Consider the following 19,269-nt stretch of genomic DNA (forward strand, 5'->3'; position numbering starts at 1 on the left):
GTTATATCTAAGCAGGTAAAGCAAAATAAGTAGTCTATTAAGCCAGGATTCCAAAAATTACTTATTAAATGTAGTAGATACGCGGAAGAGTGCGGCATTAACGGGTAAAAAAGCGCGCAAAACGGTAAGAATTAAGAACTTTCCAGAAAGGGCAATCCGAGGGGAAAATGGCGTGGAGCGCGGCGAAAACCGCGCTCCGGAGAGGATTAGTGCTCGCGGGTTTTACGGAACTGGACGTCAGGGTAACGTTCCTGCGTCAGGTTCAGGTTAACCATGGTCGGGGCGATATAAGTCAGGTTATCGCCGCCATCCAGCGCCAGCTGAATTTCGTTCTTACGCTTAAACTCTTCGAATTTCTTCGCGTCGCTGCATTCCACCCAGCGTGCGGTCGCGACGTTGACGGACTCGTAAATCGCCTCAACGTTGTACTCGCTCTTCAGGCGAGCAACAACCACATCAAACTGCAGCACACCCACCGCGCCAACGATCAGATCGTTATTGGCGATCGGACGGAACACCTGCACCGCTCCCTCTTCAGAGAGCTGAACCAGCCCTTTCAGCAGCTGTTTCTGCTTGAGCGGATCTTTCAGGCGAATGCGGCGGAACAGTTCCGGGGCGAAGTTCGGGATACCGGTGAACTTCATCATTTCACCCTGGGTGAAGGTATCGCCAATCTGAATGGTGCCGTGGTTATGCAGACCCAGGATATCGCCCGGATACGCCTCTTCCACATGCGAACGGTCGCCGGCCATAAAGGTCAGCGCGTCGGAGATCACCACGTCCTTGCCGATACGCACCTGGCGCATCTTCATACCCTTCTCGTACTTACCGGAAACCACGCGCATAAAGGCCACGCGGTCGCGGTGTTTCGGGTCCATGTTGGCCTGAATTTTAAAGACGAAGCCGGTGAACTTCTCCTCCGCGGCCTCCACGGTGCGGGTGTCGGTTTTGCGCGGCATCGGCGCGGGCGCCCACTCCACTAAACCGTCCAGCATATGATCGACGCCAAAGTTACCCAGCGCGGTGCCGAAGAATACCGGCGTAATTTCGCCCGCCAGGAACAGCTCTTTATCGAATTCGTTAGACGCGCCCTGCACCAGCTCCAGCTCATCGCGCAGCTGCTGCGCCAGGTCTTCACCCACCGCGGCATCAAGCTCCGGGTTATCCAGCCCCTTCACGATGCGCACTTCCTGGATGGTGTGGCCTTTACCGGTCTGATACAGGTAGGTTTCATCTTTATAAAGATGGTAAACGCCCTTGAACAGTTTGCCGCAGCCAATCGGCCAGGTGATCGGCGCGCAGCCGATTTTCAGCTCGTTTTCCACTTCATCCAGCAACTCCATCGGATCGCGGATGTCGCGGTCGAGTTTGTTCATGAACGTCAGGATCGGCGTATCGCGCAGACGGGTGACTTCCATCAGCTTACGGGTACGATCCTCGACGCCTTTCGCGGCATCGATAACCATCAGGCAGCAGTCCACCGCCGTCAGGGTACGGTAGGTATCCTCGGAGAAGTCTTCGTGGCCCGGGGTGTCGAGCAGGTTAACCAGGCAGTCGTGATACGGGAACTGCATCACGGACGTGGTGATGGAGATACCGCGCTGCTTTTCCATCTCCATCCAGTCAGATTTCGCATGCTGGCTGGAGCCGCGACCTTTCACCGTTCCGGCGGTCTGAATAGCCTGTCCGAATAACAGCACCTTTTCAGTAATGGTCGTTTTACCGGCATCCGGGTGAGAAATAATGGCAAAAGTGCGGCGCTTGGCCACCTCCTGCAAATAAGGAGACAACGTCATAATTCAATCTTCTTAGTAAACGCGGCAACGCGCCGCGCATGTTGAATACGAAAAAATTGCGGCTATTTTACCCATCAATGGGGGGGAGGCAATCAGTGTTTACACAGGAGTTGCTCCAGTTCGCTTAAAGAGGTGACCGTCCAGTCCGCGCGGAGGTCCGCGGGCAGTTCGCGCTGATGGGGGTTGAACCAGCAGGTCGCCAGCCCGGCATTCACGCCGCCGCGAATATCCGATTCCGCCGTATCGCCAACCATCAGCACCCGCGAACGATCGGGATTGCCCGCCTGCGCCAGCGCATAGTCGAAAATACGCGCATCCGGCTTAGCCACCCCAACCTCTTCGGAAATAATGAGCAAATCAAAGTGATCGCGCAGTCCGGTACGTTCAAGACGCGTCTGCTGCAGTGAGGTAAAACCGTTGGTGATGATGCCCATTTTTACCTTCCCCTGCAGCGAATCAAGCAGCGATACCGCTCCCGGCAGCGGCGAGCAGATCTCCGCCATCGCGTTCATAAACGCGGCGTTCAGCTCGCCGGGAGGGACGTTCAGGCGTTCCGCCCAACCGTCAAAGCGCTGATGCTGCAGCTGAAGAGAGGTAATGGCGCCGTTTTGATAATCCACCCATAGCGGCTTATTCACGGCCTGGTAGTCCTGAAAATCCTCTGCGGAGAACGTCACGCTATAGTCGAGAAACATCCGCTGTAGGCCGCTAAATGAGTCAAACGTAAATAACGTTTCGTCGGCATCAAAGAAAATCCAGTCCCACTTCATCGTATCACCTTGTCTTACATACTGATTGGCAGTGCCATTATGATGGCGTCCTCACGTCCGTCGACCGTGGGGTAATAGTTGCGGCGAATCGTCGCCTCGTTAAAGCCTAAGCTTTCATAGAGCGCGATGGCGGCGACGTTAGACGCGCGCACCTCCAGCCACAGCGTGACGACGCCGCGTTTTTCAACTTCATCAATCACCCGTTCCAGCAGCGCCCTGCCCAGACCGCGACGCTGGAAAGCGGGGTCGACGGCAATATTGAACAGCGTCGCTTCGTCGAGCACGATTTGCGTAATGGCAAAGGCCGCCATCACGCCGTCCACGGACAGTTGAAGATTCAGATAGCGCTCGCCCTGATTACTGGCAAACGTCTGTTCGCTCCACGGAAAAGCGTGGGCGCGCGTTTCAATTTGCCAGGCGCGGGGCAAATCAGCCGGGTTGAGGGTAGAAATCGTGTTCATGTGCGCAAATCTGTTGCCAGAGCGCCATGCGAGCAGGCGTGCTGGTCTGAAGTTCATCGAAAGCGGGCGTGGAAAGCTGTGCGCCCGCCAGCAGCAGCGGCGCGTCGGTGCCCAGCCGCCAGCTATTACAGCGTGCGTCCTGAGGCAGCATCGCAACGCGTTCAGGCGTCAGCTGCATCACCTGCTCCGGCATCAGGGCCAGCGCGCGCAGAATATCGCTGATAAGCGGTTCGGTCAGCGATGGCGGTTCTTCCGCCACCATCACCAGACGAATGTGTCCAGGAAGCGAGATAGCGATTTCACCCTGTAACGCCCCAGGACGACGTAGCGACCACTGGGTGATGCCCAGCTGCTGTAATTGCCAGTCTCGTCGGGATGTCATAGCGAAACACTCCTGTTAATTAAGCGCGCAATATAGCAAATCCGTCGTATCTGCGCCAACAAACTACGCGGCGGTCGGAGCGCATCCCGCCGCCAACAAAGAGGCAGGCCGAAAGATAACGTGTATAATCGGCGCCAGTCTTAATGAAGGAGTGTTTCATGTCCGCTTTTACCCCGGCAAGTGAAGTCTTGCTGCGCCACAGTGATGATTTCGAGTCCGCCCGCGTTCTGTTTGCCGGTGACCTGCAGGATGACCTGCCCGCACGTCTGGACACGGCCGCCAGCCGCGCCCATACCCAGCAGTTCCACCACTGGCAGGTACTGAGCCGCCAGATGGGCGAAAATGCCCGCTATAGCCTGGTCGCAGAGGCCGGCGATGTCGCCGATTGCGATACGCTGATTTACTACTGGCCAAAGAACAAACCGGAAGCGCAGTTTCAGCTGATGAATCTGCTGTCCCTGCTGCCGGTCGGTATTGATATTTTCGTGGTTGGCGAAAACCGCAGCGGCGTGCGCAGCGCCGAGCAGATGCTGGCGGAATATGCGCCGCTGACTAAAGTCGACAGCGCGCGCCGCTGTGGGCTGTATCACGGTCGTCTGGAAAAACAGCCGACCTTCGATCCCGAGCAATTCTGGGGCGAGTATCCGCTGGAAAATCTGACGATTAAAACGCTGCCGGGCGTCTTCAGCCGCGATGGCCTGGATGTCGGTAGCCAGCTGCTGCTTTCCACGCTGACGCCGCATACCAAAGGTAAAGTGCTTGATGTCGGCTGCGGCGCTGGCGTGCTGGCAACCGTGCTGGCCAGCCACTCGCCTAAAGTCCGCCTCTCGTTGTGCGACGTCAGCGCCCCGGCAGTTGAAGCCAGTCGCGCCACGCTGGCCGCTAACGGCATCGAAGGGGAAGTGTTCGCCAGCAACGTGTTCTCTGAAGTGAACGGCCGCTTCGACATGATTATCTCCAACCCGCCTTTCCACGATGGTCTACAGACCAGCCTGGAGGCCGCGCAAACGCTGATTCGCGGCGCTGTTCGTCATTTGAACAGCGGTGGCGAGCTGCGCATCGTCGCTAACGCCTTCCTGCCCTATCCGAACGTGCTGGATGAGATCTTCGGCTTCCATGAAGTGATTGCCCAAACGGGCCGCTTTAAGGTCTACCGGACGGTGATGACCCGTCAGGCGAAGAAATAATCCTGCGTTTTTTCGGCGCCAGCAGACGCTGGTCGCCGATGTTTTTCCTCTCTGACCGTCCATTTTTGCAACAATCAATCCAACTGATACAATTAACTATTGACGAATAGCTGAAAACCACTAGAATGCGCCTCCGTGGTAACGATACTTTCATAGTGTCGATGGTATGCGAAGGTGGCGGAATTGGTAGACGCGCTAGCTTCAGGTGTTAGTGTCCTTACGGACGTGGGGGTTCAAGTCCCCCCCCTCGCACCAATATTCTTACCCTTCCGTTTTATCCCATCAGCTTCAAATTCATTATTACCAGCATCATCCCACTGACCAGCGCCACGCATGATGGCAGCAGAACAAAGTGCCTTAGCTGACGGTGCCAAATCATCACCGCTGACATGAGCATTCCCAGCGTCACCAATCCGCGCCAGGCATCTACCGACAAATCGGCAAACCCGAGGACGGCAATCAGTACGCCAGGGATTAACACGCCCCATCCACTCCCTAAAGTTCGCTGCAACATGTTTTCGCCTCTCACAACGATAATGATAACCAATATCATATGTTAATTTTTATCATTTGTCATCCCAGGGAAATAGCGCGTCCTTATTCTTTACGTTTGTGGTAATGACATACATTCATGAAGGTGATAAATTAAGCGGCAAAAAATAATATATTAAATTATCTGATTATTTCGTAAAAACCTTATTTTGCGCACTGTTTTTTATTATTCACTTCAAACTAACATCACATTGAATTTTAACGATTAATAATGACAACTCCGACATGACTGCACAATCCTGGCGCTCCCATTACGAACAGAAATATCAGTATTCCTTACGGCTATTTTTACTGCTTAATTTAGTTTCATCCGTCTTATCCCTTGTCAGCCCGCTCTTTACCGTCATCACTTTTACATTACCCTGTTTTCTGATAGTTGCCTGCAGCACGGTCCTGCTGCTATGGCACTGTAAATTCTCTCAGCACAAAATAAATATTCCGGTTATTTCTCTGCTATTTGGCCTGCTTTGGGCGTGGCACGTTGCGCTAAAAGCAATGGTGATGGGGCCGCCGCATTTTAACTACCTGGTGATCGCCTTATTAAGCGTGTTATTTATTGGCACCATTGCTTTTTCCAGCAATATCATTGGCTTTACTTTGCACTCTTTACCCACATACCTTATCTGCCTGATTCTTGGCGGAGGAGAACAATGGCTGCGCATGTCCTGGTGCTTTCTGTTGCCTATTGCCGGTATCACCCTGCAAAGCCTTATTCAGAAACGCAGCGATGTATTCACGCAGGGGCTCATGGATAAGCTGCTGAAGGAACGCAATACCCTTAACGATCTCAGTATGTTGGATCCGCTTACCGGTTTGTATAATCGCCGGGGCTTACAAAACCGGCTGGACACCATTCTTTCTCTCGACGGCGCCGGGCATTACGTTCTGCTACTGGACATTGATCATTTCAAAGCCTACAACGACCACTACGGGCATATGATGGGCGACCAGGCTTTGATTCAGGTCTCCGCCGCCATTCGTAACGCCGTGCGCTCGCGCGACATCGTTGCCCGCTTTGGCGGCGAGGAGTTTATGGTGCTGTTGACCAGCAGCAGTGCGGAAAACGCCCTTCAGGCCGCAGAGCGCATCCGCCAGCGGGTCTACGATCTGAAAATCCCGCATATGTTTAATGAAAGCGTCGCGACCAACGTGACCATCAGTATCGGCATGACGCCGCTGATGGATGCGGATATCGACAGCGCGCTGAAACGGGCGGACAACGCGCTCTACGAAGCCAAAAATATGGGACGTAACATTATTCTCACCAGCTAGGCCTTTACCGCGCGGCAGGCGTCACCGCGCGGACAAATCTCTTGCCAAGCCGGTGCCGCGGCATTAGTATCAGAAATCATTATCATTTAGATTTGTATCTGGCACCCGATGGCTTACCGTTCACTTGCATTCAACAATGAGATCATCTGGCGGGCTCCGCTCCCTTCGGCTGAGCGTGAACTGGCGAACGCAATACGGGACAAGATTACCGCGTTACGTCCGCATCTGCTGGATTTTATCCGTCTGAATGAAGAAGCCCCTCACCATGCCCTCACCCTGGCTGAGTGGTCGCAGCCCGCGACGCTGAGTTCGTTAATCGCGACGTATTCTGACCATATTTATCGCAACCAGCCCGGGCAAGCCCGTGAGCAAAAACCGCTGCTATCCCTCTGGGCACAATGGTACATCGGTTTACTGGTGCCCCCTTTAATGCTGGCGCTGTTGAGTGAAGAACGCGCCGTTAGCCTGGCGCCGGAGCATTTTCGCGTCGAGTTTCATGAAACAGGCCGTGCCGCCTGTTTCTGGATTGATATCCATTCAGCAGGTACTTCCTCGGCAGAATCCGCTCAGTCCCGGATGGAAAAGCTGGTCACCACCGCTTTGCAACCCGTGGTGCAGGCGCTTGAAGCCACTGGCGATATCAATGGCAAACTTATCTGGAGCAATACGGGTTATTTGATTAACTGGTATCTTGGGGAAATGAGAACCCTGGTCGGAGATGAAAAAGTAGCCGCGCTGCGTCAGCTCTTCTTCTTCAACAAACAGCTATCAGGCGGTGAGGATAACCCGCTGTGGCGTACGGTGGTTTTACGTGAAGGGCAGCTCGTGCGCCGCACCTGCTGCCAGCGCTATCGCCTGCCGGACGTACAGCAGTGCGGGGACTGTACGCTGAAATAATCGATGGTGAAAACAAACGGGCGGCTATTCAGCCGCCCGTTTGTTTTTATGCCGTTTGCTGACTCTCTTCCGCCATGCGCTGCGCCTCTTCGGCCTCCTGCGCGAGCAGCTGTTTCTCGTACACCTTGAAGAACGGGAAGTAGATAATCGCCGAAACGCAGGCCAGGACGACCACCAGAATCGCCGCCCGGAAATCCCACCCCAGCGCCCACGCGCCGCCAATCGGCGCCGGAGCAGTCCACGGTACAACCGAAATCACCCGGCCGATAAGATCCAGCTTCATTGCCGCCCAGGCCAGTACGGCGTTAACCATCGGCGCCAGCAGGAAGGGAATAAAGAATACCGGGTTCATCACGATAGGGGTGCCAAAAATAACCGGCTCGTTGATGTTAAACAGGCTTGGCACCACGCTCAGACGGCCAATCGAACGCAGATGCGCGGAGCGGCTGCGCAGATAGCAGAATACCAGCCCCATCGTCGCCCCTGAACCGCCAATCACAATAAAGAATGTCCAGAACGCTTCCATAAAGATATGCGGCAGCGGAGCCCCCTGAGCCAGGGCCTGCTGGTTCATGCCGAGGTTAGTGAGCCAGAACATTTGCAGCATGCCGGAAACAATGGCCGCACCGTGGATCCCCGCAAACCACAGCAGGTGGCCCACCAGAACCGCCAACAAAATTGCGGGTAAGGAGTCCGCTGCGGAAACCAGCGGCTTAAAGATAGCCATAATCGCCTGAGGGATCAGCATATCGAAATGATGCTGAATAAGCAGGCTCAGGGGATAGAGCGTCAGGACGACAACCAGTACCGGGATCAACAGATCAAACGAGTTTTTGATCATCGGCGGCACCTGATCCGGCAAGCGAATACCGATATTATGCGCCTTCAGGAAGCGCATCATTTCAACGCAGTAGACCGCCACCAGAATCGCCGTAAATATGCCCGTTCCTCCCAGGCTATCTACCGGCAGGTTGCCGTTCGTTTTTGGCGCCGCCACCAGCAGGAAGGCCATGATCGACAGCATGGCGCACATAAAGGGGTCGAGCTGATTGGTTTTTTCGTAATGCTTGCCGAGGTTATAGGCGATCGCGGCGCAAATGTAGATCGACATAATGCCCATCGTCATATCGAACGGCGTCAGAATTCGTCCTTCAAACTCTTTTGCCAGATCCAGCCAGGCGCGGGCAAATCCCCATGTGGTATCCGGTGAAAACGGCGGATACGCAAATACCAGCAGAAAAGAGCCGACAATCATAAACGGCATGGCGGAGATAAAACCGTCGCGGATTGCCATAACGTGGCGCTGAGACGAGATGCGTCCAGCGACAGGGCTGATGTAATTTTCTACGAAGCGAAATATCAGATTAAATGCAGCATGGTTAGCAGACATAGCAGCCCTCCTGACAGGCTAGATGAACAGGCCCAACAACGATTATCTTGCCGTTATGATGAACCCGCTTCGGCGAGGGAGTTACCCAATCGGGTAGCCTGCTGGCCTGACTGCTCAACCAGGTTCGATTCATCTTCGGCTCTTTGTTATAGGTGACGCAGGGAAGTTACCTTGTCAGTATTCCTGTCTCCGTGAATAACCGCAACCGGTTACAGTAACCGGTTGCGGTGAATGTGAAGGAGATCCAGAAATTAAAAAGAATCTTGATTCTCTACCATGGATATTTACACTTTGCGAAGCTTGTGACAGATTTTTAACAAGCCTTAATCAGGAGATTCCAATGAGTCTGCAGTCCGTGCGGCAGTTTTTTACTGACCACGCCCCCGATATCGAAATCATCGAACTTACTCAGAGCACGGCCACGGTAGCGTTAGCCGCAGCGGCGCATAACGTTGAACCCGGGCAAATCGCCAAGACCCTGTCTTTAAAAATAAAAGAAAGGGTTGTTCTCGTTGTCGCGAAAGGCGATGCGCGCCTGGATAATAAAAAGCTAAAGGAAGCCTTTGGCGCTAAAGCCCGTATGCTAAGCAGCGATGAGGTCATTACGCTAACGGGACACCCCATTGGCGGCGTCTGCCCATTTGGCCTGGAAGTTCCGCTGGCTGTGTACTGCGATATCTCACTGAGGCAGTACCCGGAAGTGCTGCCAGCAGCAGGTTCAATATATAGCGCCGTTCGTATTTCACCTGAACGGTTGGCGCAGCTGACTGATGCTAAGTGGATTGACGTGTGTCTTTAACAGACCGCTGAGGTTACTGAGCAAGGCGCATCACCGTGGCATCATCATTATTCGCCGACAGGCGCATGAGTATGTCTGCCGCGCTCAGTAGTCCCATATCAGAACTGACGCCGAGCTTGGTCATGGCGTTAAACTTATGGGCCCGAATCGTTTTGATATTGCGTTCCAGCTGCGTCGCTATTTCCGGCAACGAGTAGCCATAAGACATATATCGCAGGATGGTATGTTCCGTTGGGCTCAAAAGTTGGCTATAGATACTCTGCTTTTGGCTTAACGAGCTCTCATTCGCCGGATAGCTACGATCGAGAAGCTGAAGCAAGCACTCCTGCAGCTGTAGCCGACAGGCCGATTTATTCAAAATACCGTGTAAGCGAGAAGGCGTCAGATGGCTGACCAAACGCATTTCCGCTTCATCATTAGCTAAGATAATTCTTTGCGTGTCGGGACAATAACGCGCGATCTCATGGAGAAAGAGCAAGCTTTCAAGTCGGGATCTGCGGTTACCTGAAAGTGAAAAAATAATCGCAGAAAAATCTCTCGCCTGAAACTCCCGTTTTAATGCCATCGTATCTTTAAAGAACTGAATACGATAATTCTTACCACTTTCATTAATTAATATGTGGCGAAGCGCCACTTCTGTCATCGCACATTTCTCTACGACAGCGACATATCTTGTTGTGAGGTCTTTTTCCATTCTGTTTGATCTCCATAGGCTGAATAAATATTCAGCTCCTTCATTCCCTGTGCACTATTAATCCAGGCATACATCTCTGCATTACTACGCAAAGATAAGCGGCGCATAGCACTATTTTTCTGCGCACTTATGGTTTTATTGCTCTTCTTCAATAAAGCAGCAATTTGATTAATTCCCCATCCTTTTGCAAGAAGCCTCAACACCTTACGCTCAGAAAGAGTCAGAATAACCAGCTTTTGCGGTTCTTCATCGATGCGTTCTACCTCAGGAGAGAACAACGTCTGGCTAATTCGTTCAGCGGCAAGTCCACCCGCGCGCACAACCTCAATGAGACGTTTTACCGGCTCGCTGTCCGAAATTAATGTACTTTCAGGACGCATTAATAATTGAACAGCTAACGGAAAACAGGCGTTGCCTACCATAAAGACCCAGTGTATATCCCTGTATTGAGTCATTAAAGAGTAGTAATGTTCGCAAATATTTCTTGGATGCTCTATTTCACCGGACAAGTCAGCAATGACTAACACTGCACGACGCAGCTGCAGCAGGGTTAGCTCATCCTGAGAACGACAAAAACTCAATTCATAATCAGGGAGATGCTCCCCAACGATGGCTTTTAAGCCGGACTGCATAACCGGTATTCTGCTGATAATAATGCCGAACTTACCTTGTCCTGGTAACATAAACCCTCCGCTTCCTGTCGAAGACTCACCGCCGGCGGAAAAACAATTGGATGCATAATTTAATAGTCATCGTAATTATTTTGCCCAAATGAATCTTTATCATCCCTGGCGGGTGCGCGATATCGCACCCTAAAGCCAACTTAATAATGAGGAGTAACATATTGCTGTTATCCATACCAATGATTAACATTAACACAGGTAGTTGTCATCAATAAATTAGAAATGGTTAACATCGTCGTTAGATACGCTAACTTAAGATATATTAAATAAAGATTTATTTATTTTATTTTTTTCCTAAATACTTTTGGTGATTCACCGCTATAGCGGCGAAAGAAGCGAGAAAAATAGGCCGCGTCAGTAAACCCTAAGTAATCAGAAAGTTGAGCGATAGTCATGCTGGTGTACTGCAGGTTGCGACGCGCCTCAAGCATCAACCTTTGATGTAAAACTCCCAGTGCGCTGCAGCCATAAAATTCATGGCACAAATAATTCAAATGAGTCGCAGACACCCCCACCTCCCTGGCATACCCGGCTAATGGCATATGTTCACGATAGTGGCTTTCGATAAGGCGCGAGAAATGACGCATGACGCTCCGCTTACGTTCCGCTTTGTCCTCCGTTATGAGCTGCGGTTGATATTGCCGATTCAGCCAGACCAACAGCGCTCCCAGCAGTGAATGAAGCATCATTTCGCGCGCATCGTAATCTTCGCGGTACTCCTCTTGCAAAGCGGTAAACAGCGCCCGGATATGGCCCCGGGAGCTCTTCACCGACACGCAACGCGGGTGGCCGAGCACATCCAGCTGACTGCCAAACTGATTTTCAAGGCTTCCGAGCAGCGGCAGCGCCAGCGACAAAACGTAGCCCTCCGTACCCGGCGAAAAGCGAAATCCATGAATACATAGCGCCGGAACCACCTGAATACAGGACTCCGTCATCACGGTCGTCGCGCCTTCGATTTCAATCTCCGCCCGCCCTTTATGCAGATACAGTAGCTGCACCAGCTCTGCGTGCTGATGCACGCGGATATGCCATTCATAAAGATGGCTGCGCTGGAGTATGGACTCACAGTGCAGAAGATCGGGCGTTGGCCAGCCCTGATCTTCGCCATACAGTTTGAAAACGGGAATGGTACTCGCTGCCTGCATCACGACTCCAGAGCCTTTTCTATTACGCCACGCGTTCCATCGGCAGACCCACATAGTTTTCAGCGATAGTGGTTAACCCGGCGCGTGATTCAAGATAGTAGCGACGATCCGCCGCCTGCATTTTTCTGTCGAACTCGCTTTGTTGCGGAAAATCATGCAGCAGACGCGTCATAAACCAGCTGAATCGCTCACCTTTCCACACCCGATCCAGCGCCAAACGCGAGTAGCTGGCTAAGAGGTCAATACGGCCATGGTGATAATACTCACGCAGGATCCGCCAAAGATAGTTCACATCGGACGCCGCGAGATTCAGCCCCTTCGCCCCGGTAGGCGGTACGATATGCGCCGCATCCCCCAGCAGAAATAGCCTCCCGTACTGCATCGGCTCCACTACATAGCTGCGCAGCGGCGCGATACTCTTCTCAAGTGAGTGACCGGTTACTAACTTATTGGTCAGCTCATCAGGGAGACGCCGCTTGAGCTCAGTCCAGAAGCGTTCATCAGACCACTCTTCCACCTTTTCGCTAAGCGGTACCTGCAGATAATAGCGGCTTCGAGTTAGTGAGCGCTGACTACAGAGCACAAACCCCCGCTCGTGGTGGGCGTAAATCAGCTCCGGGTTCACCGGTGGCGTATCGGCCAGCAGCCCGAGCCAGCCAAACGGCCAGACGCTCTCGTACTCTTTCAGCACCCCTGCCGGGATGCTCTGACGGGACACGCCGTGAAAGCCGTCGCAGCCGGCAATAAAGTCGCACTCAAGGCGGCAGTTTTCGCCATTGCTGATAAAAGAGACCGACGGTCGATCGCTTTTTGCCTCATTAATGGTGACATCGCTGACGCCATAAATCGTCGCTGCCCCGCATGCCTCCCGCGCCGCCATCAAATCCCGCGTCACTTCGGTCTGGCCATACACCATCACGCTTTTGCCTGCCGTCAGTTCCGTCAGCGGAACCGGTACGCGCTTGCCCTCAAACAAAAATTCGACGCCGTGATGGATCAGCCCTTCCGCATCCATTCGCCGGGCCGCCCCGGCTTCGCGCAGCAGTTCTACCGTTCCGCTTTCCAGAATTCCCGCGCGGATCCTCCCCAGCACATACTCAGGCGTCTGTCGCTCAAGGATGACGGTCTGAATCCCGGCGTGATGTAATAACTGCCCCAGCAGGAGTCCCGACGGGCCCGCTCCGATAATCGCCACCTGTGTTTTCATCGCATCGCCTCAGCATGGTTAATTATTTGTTTGTTTTTTGTTTATTAAAAGTTTGAATTTGCATTTTTGATAACTCTGATGGGAAAAAGAAGGGAGAAACGGGTGCAAAAATTGGACTTTTCACCAATCTTGCGGAAGTGTGGCAGAGTTCAAATTTCAGGGTTCCCGTAGAGCGGGTGGTTTTTTACACATTGTTTGATCCTGACCGCTCAGCTAAAACAAGACTTCAGGTAAAAGTATCGCCAGACACTACGGCAACGGGCATCACGGACAGCAGGTATTTATGCAAGCAGATCGGGCAACTCAGCGCGCTATCACGCGATTGTGTATTCAATGTGGTCTTTTCTTATTACAACACGGCGCGGAAAGCGCGCTGGTTGAGGAGCTCTCAACCCGTCTGGGTCTGGCCTTAGGGATGGATAGCGTGGAAAGCGCCATCTCTTCGAATGCGATTGTTCTCACCACCATTAAGGACGGGGAGTGTCTGACCTCAACGCGAAAAAACACCGATCGCGGCATCAACATGCACGTCGTCACGGAGGTTCAGCATATTGTGATTATGGCAGAGCATAAGCTGCTGGATTATAAGGATGTCGAAAAGCGATTCGCGCAAATCAAGCCGCTGCGCTATCCGCGCTGGCTGCTGGTTTTCATGGTCGGCCTCTCCTGCGCCTGCTTTTGCAAACTTAACAACGGCGGCTGGGACGGTGCGCTGGTCACCTTCTGCGCCAGTACGGTAGCCATGTATATTCGCCAGGTACTCACCCATCGTTCAATGCATCCGCAAATCAACTTTTGCCTCACCGCCTTCGTCGCAACGACTATCTCCGGGCTGATGCTGCGCCTGCCGGCTTTCGCCAGCACGCCGACGATCGCGATGGCCGCCAGCGTGCTGCTGCTGGTACCCGGTTTTCCGCTGATCAACGCCGTTGCCGACATGTTTAAGGGGCATATCAACACCGGTCTGGCGCGCTGGGCCATTGCCAGCCTGCTGACGCTCGCCACCTGTATCGGCGTGGTGATGGCGATGACGATGTGGGGGCTACGCGGATGGGCATAATTTTCTATCTCTACGAACTGGCGCTGGATATGATGCTGGCAGCCATTCCCGCCGTCGGGTTCGCCATGGTGTTCAACGTCCCGCAGCGGGCGCTGCGCTGGTGCGCGCTGCTGGGCGCTATCGGCCACGGCTCGCGCATGGTCATGATGACGGCGGGTTTTAATATTGAGTGGGCGACGTTTATGGCGGCACTGCTGGTTGGCAGCATCGGTATCCAGTGGTCCCGCTGGTATCTGGCGCACCCGAAGATTTTTACCGTAGCGGCGGTGATCCCGATGTTCCCCGGCATCTCCGCCTATACCGCGATGATTTCAGCGGTGAAAATCAGCCATTTCGGCTACTCGGAAGAGATGATGATTATGCTGCTGAGCAACTTCCTTAAGGCTTCATCGATCGTTGGCGCATTATCCATTGGCTTGTCTATCCCCGGGCTTTGGCTGTATCGCAAGCGTCCGCGCGTCTAGCTAATCGCGCCGCCGGGTCGCCCGCGGCGCTCCTTCCTGAGCGACCTCTATGCTACTATGTGTGCAGCTACCCCTCTCTTTTTAGTTGTTCAGAGTTGAGATTGATTTATGTCTTCACGAATATTAACTACCGATTTTAGCGGTCTGGATGACTTCATGCAGGATCACGCAGCGGTACTGGCAAAATCGGCCAGCGGCGCCGTCGCCGTATTTGCCAACAACGCCCCCGCATTCTATGCGCTGACGCCGGAGCGTCTGTCGCAGCTGCTGGAGCTGGAAGCAAAACTCGCGCGTCCTAACAGCGATATTGCGCTGGACGCGCAGTTTTTTGACGAGCCGACGGCGACCCCCGTTGCGGTTCCGATGGGGAAATTTCCGATGTACGCCGACTGGCAGCCGGATGCGGATTTTCAGCGCCTGGCCGCGCTGTGGGGCATCGCCCTGAGCCAGCCCGTTACGCCGGAAGAGCTGGCGGCATTTGTCGCTTACTGGCAGGCTGAAGGTAAAGTCTTTCATCATGTCCAGTGGCAGCAGAAGCTGGCGCGCAGCGTACAGATTGGCCGGGCCAGCAACGGCGGCCAGCCGCGCCGGGACGTCAACGCGATTAGCGAACCTGATAATCACATTCCACGAGGATTCCGAGGATGAGCATGAAAAATGTCGGCGATTTAATGAAGCGCCTGCAAAAGATGATGCCAGCCCATGTCGAACCCGCGTTTAAGACAGGTGAGGAGCTGCTGGCATGGCAAAAAGAACAGGGCAAGCTGCGTTCTGAGGCGCTGGAACGCGAAAACCGGGCCATGAAAATGCAGCGAACCTTTAACCGCTCCGGCATCCGCCCGCTGCATCAAAACTGCTCGCTGGATAACTACCGGGTGGAGTGTGAAGGCCAGATGATTGCGCTGTCCCGAGCGCGCCAGTACGTCGAGGAGTTCGACGGCAATATCGCCAGCTTTATCTTCTCCGGCAAACCGGGTACCGGAAAAAACCATCTCGCCGCCGCTATCTGCAACGAACTGCTGCTTCGGGGTAAGTCGGTGTTGATTATCACCGTCGCCGATATCATGTCAGCGATGAAAGATACCTTTGGCAACCGGGAAACCAGCGAAGAGCAGCTGCTCACCGACCTGAGCAAGGTGGACCTGCTGGTGATTGACGAAATCGGCATGCAAACGGAATCACGCTACGAAAAGGTGATTATTAACCAGATCGTCGATCGCCGCTCTTCGTCAAAGCGCCCTACCGGTATGCTAACCAACAGCACCATGGACGAGATGAACAAGCTGCTCGGCGAGCGCGTGATGGACCGGATGCGGCTGGGCAATAGCCTGTGGGTTAACTTCAACTGGGACAGCTACCGCGATCGCGTAACCGGAAAAGAGTATTAAGATATTTCTGAACCCCGCCGGCGTTATAATCAGGGGATTATTCAGTCACGGCGAAGAGTACGTCTATGAAATCTGCAAAAACGTTGTTCCGCACGGCAATGGTGGCCGGCGCTTTATTGACCTTTGGCGCGCACGCCACCTCCTGGCAGGATTCGCTCTCCAGCGCCGCTAACCAGCTCAGCAGTCAGAGCGGAAGCCAGCAAAGCGGCGGTATGTCCCTCTCTTCGCTGACCGGTTTGCTCAACGGCGGCAGCCAGTCGTTGACTTCCAGCAGCATGAATAATGCCGCCGGGATTATGTCTTACTGCGCGAAACAGAAGCTGGCTTCGGTTACCAATACCGAAAACGTTAAAAATCAGGTTCTGGATAAGCTGGGTCTCAGCACGCCGGAAAAACAAAAAGAGGACACCAGCTATCTTGAGGGCCTTCAGGGCTTGCTGACCAGTAAAGACGGCCAGCAGCTGAATCTGAACACCCTTGGCAGCAGCCCGCTGGCGGAAAAAGTGAAAACCAAAGCCTGCGATCTGGTCTTAAAACAGGGCGTGAGCTTCCTCTCCTGATTTTATCCTCTTAATGCCGCGTTTGGCGCGTTACCTTGGCCTGCGCGGCGGCAACGTCTGTTTTTTAACATCTTTCCCCCAAATCCCCTGGCTGACTGGATGTGAGGCAGTTCAAAAATGGCGATTTCTAAACCAATTCTGAACCACAGCACAAATTCATGACGATACAATTGCGGCAATATTGCGCTGCAATTACAGTGTAGCGTGAAAAAAGATCTATCTGGCCAGCCGACAGCTGGCGTGAATGAGGATGAGCTGTGTCAGAGTTGTTATCCATCGCCCTGTTTCTTGCTTCGGTGATGATTTACGCATTAAAAGCCGGTCGTAATACCTGGTGGTTCGCCGCCACCCTCACGGTGCTGGGCCTGTTCGTTGTTCTGAATATTACCCTCTACGCCAGCAATTACTTCACCGGCGACGGTATCAATGACGCGGTACTTTATACGTTGACCAACAGCCTGACGGGCGCCGGCGTGGGCAAATATATTCTGCCGGGCGTGGGGCTGGTCGTCGCGCTGGTCGCGGTATTTGGCGCACTCGGCTGGGTGCTCCGCCGTCGCCGGCATCATCCTCATCACTTTGGTTACAGCCTGGTGGCGCTGGTTCTGGCGCTGGCGTCAGTGGATGCCAGCCCCGCCTTCCGCCAGATTAGCGAGTTGGTTAAATCCCAGTCCCGCGATGGCGATCCTGACTTTGCGGCTTACTACAAAGAGCCGTCAAAAAGCATCGCCAACCCGAAACTGAACCTGGTGTACATTTACGGCGAAAGCCTTGAGCGCACTTATTTTAATAACGATGCGTTCCCGAACCTGACCCCAGAGCTCGGCAAACTGAAAAGCGAGGGGCTGGACTTCAGCAACACCGCCCAGCTCCCCGGTACCGACTACACGATTGCCGGAATGGTCGCCTCCCAGTGCGGGATCCCGCTGTTTGCGCCGTTTGAAGGCAACGCCTCGGCCTCGGTTTCCAGCTTTTTCCCGCAGAATATCTGCCTTGGAGATATCCTGAAAAACTCGGGCTATGAGAACTACTTTGTGCAGGGCGCTAATCTGCGCTTCGCCGGAAAAGACGTTTTCCTTAAATCTCACGGCTTCGATCATCTGTACGGCGCGGAAGAGCTAAAAACCACGGTCGCCGATCCGACCTATCGTAACGACTGGGGGTTCTACGATGATACGGTTCTTGATGAAACCTGGAAAAAATTCGAAGCGCTTTCGCAGTCAGGAAAACGCTTTTCGCTGTTTGCGCTGACGGTCGATACCCATCATCCGGATGGCTTTATCTCCCGCACCTGCCAGCGTAAAAGCTACGATATGGACGGTAAAAAGAATCTTTCGTTCAGCGCCGTCTCCTGTAGTCAGGAGCATATCGCGGCGTTAATCGAGAAGATTAAAGCTTCGCCGTGGTTCAAAAATACGGTCATCGTGGTGTCATCCGATCACCTGGCAATGAAAAACAGCGCCTGGGACTATCTGAATAAGCAGAATCGCAGCAACCTGTTTTTCGTTCTCCGCGGCGATGAGCCCCGGCAGGATACGCTGGCCATCAAGCGTAATACCATGGATAACGGCGCGACGGTGCTCGATATCCTCGGCGGCGATAACTTTATTGGCCTTGGCCGCAGCAGCCTTTCCGGCGAGTCGCTCTCCGCCGTGTTCCTCAATATGAAAGAGAAGGTGCTGGCGTGGAAGCCGGATATCATCCGCCTGTGGAATTTCCCCAAAGAGATGAAGAATTTCACCGTGGATTCACAGAAGAATATGATCTCCTTCTCCGGCAGCCATTTCCGCCTGCCGCTGCTGCTGCGTATCTCCGATAAGCGCGTTGAGCCGCTGCCGGAAAGCGAATACTCCGCGCCGCTGCGCTTCCAGCTGGCCGATTTCGCGCCGCGCGATAACTTCGTCTGGGTCGACCGCTGCTACAAGATGGGTCAGCTGTGGTCGCCGGAAGTGGCGCTCTCCACCGACTGGTGCGTCTCGCAGGGCCAGCTGGGGGGCGAACAGAAAGTCCAGCGCGTCGACAAAGCCCAGTGGCAAGGTAAAACCGCGTTCAAAGATACCCTTATCGACATGGAGCGTTATAAAGGCAACGTCGATACGCTGAAGATCGTCGATAACGATATTCGCTATAAAGCCGACAGCTTCCTGTTTAACGTCGCCGGCGCGCCGGAAGAGGTGAAGCAGTTCAGCGGCATCTCCCGACCGGAAACCTGGGGGCGCTGGTCTAATGCCCAGCTCGGCAGTGAAGTGAAAATTGAATATAAAGAGCCGCTGCCGGAGAAATTCGATCTGGTGATTACCGCCAAAGCCTACGGGCCGAATGCCAATAAGCCAATTCCGGTACGAGTGGGCAACAGCGAACAAACGCTAACGCTGGCCAATGATGTCACCACCACCACCCTGCATTTCGATAATCCGTCGCGCAGCAGTACGTTGACGATTGCGCCGCCGGACCCGCAGTCCACGAACGAGGGCAATATTCTCGGCCACTCTCCGCGTCAGCTGGGCATCGGCATGGTTGAAATCAAAGTGGTGAAAAGCGAAGGATAAGCCATCGTGC

20 protein-coding genes and 1 tRNA gene are annotated in these 19,269 nt (G+C 53.7%); 11 read left to right on the forward strand and 10 right to left on the reverse strand.

Annotated features, from left to right (window positions below; all coding sequences use genetic code 11):
- Positions 1 to 206: 206 nt before the first annotated feature.
- From prfC to SIK97_RS09290, 4 genes are all read right to left on the reverse strand, one after another.
- On the reverse strand, positions 207 to 1,796 hold the full coding sequence (prfC, locus tag SIK97_RS09275; RefSeq protein ID WP_004098388.1) for a peptide chain release factor 3: 1,590 nt from the start codon (positions 1,794 to 1,796) through the stop codon (positions 207 to 209).
- 92 nt (positions 1,797 to 1,888) lie between these two features.
- Positions 1,889 to 2,566 (reverse strand): pyrimidine 5'-nucleotidase, encoded by a 678-nt coding sequence (gene yjjG / locus SIK97_RS09280; protein WP_004098385.1) that lies wholly within the window; start codon positions 2,564 to 2,566, stop codon positions 1,889 to 1,891.
- Positions 2,567 to 2,580: 14 nt separating this feature from the next.
- On the reverse strand, positions 2,581 to 3,027 hold the full coding sequence (rimI, locus tag SIK97_RS09285) for a ribosomal protein S18-alanine N-acetyltransferase (protein ID WP_004098383.1): 447 nt from the start codon (positions 3,025 to 3,027) through the stop codon (positions 2,581 to 2,583).
- Positions 2,996 to 3,409, reverse strand: a complete 414-nt coding sequence (locus SIK97_RS09290; RefSeq protein ID WP_014837349.1) for a DNA polymerase III subunit psi — start codon at positions 3,407 to 3,409, stop codon at positions 2,996 to 2,998. Before SIK97_RS09290 ends, rimI begins: the two co-directional genes overlap by 32 nt.
- A 158-nt stretch (positions 3,410 to 3,567) precedes the next feature.
- Here SIK97_RS09290 and rsmC point away from each other — a divergent pair, with 158 nt between their 5' ends.
- Both rsmC and SIK97_RS09300 read left to right on the forward strand, forming a co-directional pair.
- Positions 3,568 to 4,596 carry a 16S rRNA (guanine(1207)-N(2))-methyltransferase RsmC gene (rsmC, locus tag SIK97_RS09295; protein ID WP_057173125.1) on the forward strand — a complete coding sequence of 343 codons (1,029 nt, stop codon included), beginning with the start codon at positions 3,568 to 3,570 and terminating at the stop codon, positions 4,594 to 4,596.
- Positions 4,597 to 4,764: 168 nt separating this feature from the next.
- Positions 4,765 to 4,851 (forward strand) — tRNA-Leu (locus SIK97_RS09300).
- A 19-nt stretch (positions 4,852 to 4,870) separates the two neighbouring features.
- Here SIK97_RS09300 and SIK97_RS09305 read toward each other — a convergent pair.
- The gene (locus tag SIK97_RS09305) at positions 4,871 to 5,110 is read right to left on the reverse strand and encodes a DUF1435 domain-containing protein (protein ID WP_014227825.1); all 240 of its coding nucleotides are present in this window, start codon (positions 5,108 to 5,110) and stop codon (positions 4,871 to 4,873) included.
- A gap of 263 nt (positions 5,111 to 5,373) precedes the next feature.
- Between SIK97_RS09305 and SIK97_RS09310 the strand changes: the two genes are divergently transcribed.
- Together SIK97_RS09310 and fhuF are read left to right on the forward strand one after the other, a co-directional pair.
- Positions 5,374 to 6,420 carry a GGDEF domain-containing protein gene (locus SIK97_RS09310; protein ID WP_014227824.1) on the forward strand — a complete coding sequence of 349 codons (1,047 nt, stop codon included), beginning with the start codon at positions 5,374 to 5,376 and terminating at the stop codon, positions 6,418 to 6,420.
- Positions 6,421 to 6,528: 108 nt separating this feature from the next.
- Positions 6,529 to 7,317, forward strand: a complete 789-nt coding sequence (fhuF, locus tag SIK97_RS09315; RefSeq protein WP_025106870.1) for a siderophore-iron reductase FhuF — start codon at positions 6,529 to 6,531, stop codon at positions 7,315 to 7,317.
- 46 nt (positions 7,318 to 7,363) lie between these two features.
- On the opposite strand, the gene SIK97_RS09320 is transcribed toward fhuF, so the two are convergent.
- Entirely contained in the window at positions 7,364 to 8,707 is a 1,344-nt protein-coding gene (locus SIK97_RS09320; protein WP_025106871.1) for a PTS sugar transporter subunit IIC, read from the reverse strand.
- A gap of 340 nt (positions 8,708 to 9,047) precedes the next feature.
- Here SIK97_RS09320 and SIK97_RS09325 point away from each other — a divergent pair, with 340 nt between their 5' ends.
- A complete protein-coding gene (locus tag SIK97_RS09325; RefSeq protein ID WP_014227821.1) occupies positions 9,048 to 9,506 on the forward strand; it encodes a YbaK/EbsC family protein in 459 nt (152 codons plus the stop codon).
- 13 nt (positions 9,507 to 9,519) lie between these two features.
- Here the strand turns inward: SIK97_RS09325 and bglJ are convergent, their stop codons facing one another.
- From bglJ to pobA, 4 genes are all read right to left on the reverse strand, one after another.
- The gene (gene bglJ / locus SIK97_RS09330; protein WP_032747831.1) at positions 9,520 to 10,200 is read right to left on the reverse strand and encodes a DNA-binding transcriptional activator BglJ; all 681 of its coding nucleotides are present in this window, start codon (positions 10,198 to 10,200) and stop codon (positions 9,520 to 9,522) included.
- Complete coding sequence (locus SIK97_RS09335) at positions 10,161 to 10,883, reverse strand: helix-turn-helix transcriptional regulator (RefSeq protein WP_014227819.1); 723 nt, start codon at positions 10,881 to 10,883, stop codon at positions 10,161 to 10,163. The genes bglJ and SIK97_RS09335 overlap by 40 nt, the downstream gene beginning before the upstream one ends.
- Before the next feature lie 278 nt (positions 10,884 to 11,161).
- Entirely contained in the window at positions 11,162 to 12,031 is an 870-nt protein-coding gene (locus SIK97_RS09340) for a helix-turn-helix domain-containing protein (RefSeq protein WP_032747828.1), read from the reverse strand.
- A 22-nt stretch (positions 12,032 to 12,053) separates the two neighbouring features.
- Entirely contained in the window at positions 12,054 to 13,238 is a 1,185-nt protein-coding gene (gene pobA / locus SIK97_RS09345; protein ID WP_032747826.1) for a 4-hydroxybenzoate 3-monooxygenase, read from the reverse strand.
- 283 nt (positions 13,239 to 13,521) lie between these two features.
- Between pobA and SIK97_RS09350 the strand changes: the two genes are divergently transcribed.
- The 6 genes from SIK97_RS09350 (at position 13,522) to opgB (ending at position 19,259) form a co-directional block, all read left to right on the forward strand.
- Positions 13,522 to 14,298 (forward strand): threonine/serine ThrE exporter family protein, encoded by a 777-nt coding sequence (locus SIK97_RS09350; RefSeq protein ID WP_025106875.1) that lies wholly within the window; start codon positions 13,522 to 13,524, stop codon positions 14,296 to 14,298.
- A complete protein-coding gene (locus SIK97_RS09355) occupies positions 14,289 to 14,762 on the forward strand; it encodes a threonine/serine exporter (protein ID WP_004098364.1) in 474 nt (157 codons plus the stop codon). Before SIK97_RS09350 ends, SIK97_RS09355 begins: the two co-directional genes overlap by 10 nt.
- 108 nt (positions 14,763 to 14,870) lie before the next feature.
- Positions 14,871 to 15,410 (forward strand): primosomal protein DnaT, encoded by a 540-nt coding sequence (gene dnaT / locus SIK97_RS09360; protein WP_047724569.1) that lies wholly within the window; start codon positions 14,871 to 14,873, stop codon positions 15,408 to 15,410.
- 2 nt (positions 15,411 to 15,412) lie between these two features.
- Entirely contained in the window at positions 15,413 to 16,150 is a 738-nt protein-coding gene (dnaC, locus tag SIK97_RS09365) for a DNA replication protein DnaC (RefSeq protein WP_014227813.1), read from the forward strand.
- 65 nt (positions 16,151 to 16,215) lie between these two features.
- Positions 16,216 to 16,710 carry a DUF2501 domain-containing protein gene (locus tag SIK97_RS09370; protein ID WP_014227812.1) on the forward strand — a complete coding sequence of 165 codons (495 nt, stop codon included), beginning with the start codon at positions 16,216 to 16,218 and terminating at the stop codon, positions 16,708 to 16,710.
- 257 nt (positions 16,711 to 16,967) lie between these two features.
- Positions 16,968 to 19,259: a phosphatidylglycerol--membrane-oligosaccharide glycerophosphotransferase gene (opgB, locus tag SIK97_RS09375; protein ID WP_057173124.1), complete on the forward strand. Its 2,292-nt coding sequence runs from the start codon at positions 16,968 to 16,970 to the stop codon at positions 19,257 to 19,259.
- The last annotated feature ends 10 nt before the right edge of the window (positions 19,260 to 19,269 follow it).

It is taken from the genome of Klebsiella sp. JN_Kp126 (assembly GCF_033843325.1).
In the GTDB taxonomy this organism is placed as follows: domain Bacteria; phylum Pseudomonadota; class Gammaproteobacteria; order Enterobacterales; family Enterobacteriaceae; genus Klebsiella; species Klebsiella michiganensis.